Consider the following 2,249-nt stretch of genomic DNA (forward strand, 5'->3'; position numbering starts at 1 on the left):
CTGCCCCGCGGGTTCCTCGGGACAGCCTTCGATGCGCCTATCTTGGGCGCATGCCTGTCACAAGCCAAGACTGAAACGAGATTGATTGCTCGTGTCGGGGAAACTTGCGCCCCCCTCAAGACGCACAAAAAATGGGGAGACCGAAGTCTCCCCAAGGGTACCGAGTCAGAGCGCACTGACTGGAGGCATAAGACACGACTGTTGCCGATACATCGAACTGCTGAGTCTTGAAACTGCTGTAAGGCTTGAAACTGCTGTCAGGCTTGAAACCGTCATCAGATCTCGAAGCCGCTGCCGAAGCCTTCCACCGTCGGCGCCATCAGCGTCTCGCCACCGGCACGAATCATCGCGGCGTGGCCTTGCGTGCGCGGCAGGATGCGCTGGAAGTAGAAGCGCGCGGTATCCAGCTTGGCCTGATAGAAGGCAGCGTCCCCTTCGCCGGCCGCGAGCGCGGCCCTGGCCGTCTCACCGGCCCGCGCCCACAGGTAGCCCAGCGTGACGTAGCCGGCATACATCAGGTAATCGACACTGGCCGCGCCGACCGCTTCGCGGTCCTGCATCGCGCCCATGCCCACCGCCATGGTCAGCTCGCCCCATTCGCGGTTGAGCTCGGCGAGCGGATTGGCAAACTCGCTGCCTTCGCTGGCCTGACAGAACTTGTGGATCTCCTTGGTGAAGACCTTGAGCGATTCGCCCTGGCTCATCAGGATCTTGCGGCCCAGCAGGTCCAGTGCTTGGATACCGGTGGTGCCTTCATAGAGCAGGGTGATGCGCGCATCGCGCACGAACTGCTCCATGCCCCATTCCTGAATGAAGCCGTGGCCGCCATAGACCTGCACGCCATGATTGGTCGCCTCGAAGCCGGTCTCGGTCAGGAAGGCCTTGACGATGGGCGTCAGCAGACCGAGCAAGGTATCGGCACGCGCCTTGTCTTCGCTGTCCGGGGCATTCTCGACGATGTCATTGAACTGGGCGGCGTACATCACCAGCATGCGCCCGCCCTCGGCGATGGCCTTCTGGGTCAGCAGCATGCGGCGCACGTCCGGATGCACGATGATCGGGTCGGCCGCCTTCTCAGGCGCCTTGGCCCCAGACAGGGCACGCATCTGCAGACGGTCACGCGCATAGCTCAGCGCATTCTGGAAGCTGGCCTCGGCCAGCGCCACGCCCTGGATCCCCACGCCGAGACGCGCGGCATTCATCATGGTGAACATGCAGGCCAGTCCCTTGTGCGGCGGGCCGACCAGATAGCCTGTGGCGGAATCGAAGTTCATCACGCAGGTCGCGTTGCCGTGAATGCCCATCTTGTGCTCGATGGAGCCACAGCTGACGCCGTTGCGCTCACCGGCCTCGCCATTGGCGTCGGGCAGGAACTTGGGCACCACGAACAGCGAGATGCCACGCGAGCCTTCCGGAGCATCCGGCAGCTTGGCCAGCACCAGGTGCACGATGTTCTCGGACAGATCGTGCTCACCGGCCGAGATGAAGATCTTGGTGCCGCTGATGCGGTAGCCCTTGCTGCCATCGCTGTCATCCAGCGGCACGGCGCGGGTCTTGATCAGACCCAGGTCCGTGCCGCAATGCGGTTCGGTCAGGCACATGGTGCCGGTCCAGCTGCCTTCGACCAGCTTGGTCAGATAGGTCTGCTTGAGCACCTCGCTGCCGTGATGCTCGAGTGCATTCATCGCGCCATGCGACAGGCCCGGATACATGCCCCACGACAGGTTGGCGGAGGCGACCATTTCCGAGAGCACCATCGCCAGTGACGGCGGCAGCCCCTGACCGCCATGTTCCGGTGAGGCAGCCAGACTCGGCCAGCCGCCCTCGACATACTGCTGGTAGGCAGCCTTGAAGCCGCTCGGCGCCTTGACCTCGCCGCCCTCGAAGGTACAGCCCTCGCGGTCACCCGACTGGTTCAGCGGCGTCAGCACCTCGTGCGCGAAGCGTGCGCCCTCCTCGAGGATGGCGGTCACGATATCGTCGCTGGCCTCATCGCCACCCGGCAGGCTGGCATAGTGAGCGGGATAGTCGAGCAGCTCATTCATCACGAAGCGGATGTCGCGCAACGGCGCCTGATAGTCCGGCATGCTTTACTCCTTGAGCCGTCGCGACGCGGCGGCGCTGACCTGAACAACGACAGGTGGCGGCAAGACGCTTGTCAGGCGGCGCAGCACTCACTCGAGCAATGAAGAAGCGAGTCGCTGGCGGCGAACAGGTCTGACGCAACACTATCAAACATGTGTTTGAAA

1 protein-coding gene is annotated in these 2,249 nt (G+C 63.4%); it reads right to left on the reverse strand.

Going from position 1 to position 2,249, the window contains the following annotated elements; genetic code table 11:
• Positions 1-275: 275 nt before the first annotated feature.
• Positions 276-2,087 (reverse strand): acyl-CoA dehydrogenase C-terminal domain-containing protein, encoded by a 1,812-nt coding sequence (locus tag AC4FAH_RS00785; protein ID WP_192838534.1) that lies wholly within the window; start codon positions 2,085-2,087, stop codon positions 276-278.
• Positions 2,088-2,249: the final 162 nt, after the last annotated feature.

It is taken from the genome of Cobetia sp. (assembly GCF_983723665.1).

What these genes read in the sequence shown, in the direction of transcription:
- AC4FAH_RS00785 (WP_192838534.1), bottom strand. Translation starts at nt 2,087, where the DNA reads ATGCCGGACTATCAGGCGCCGTTGCGCGACATCCGCTTCGTGATGAAT.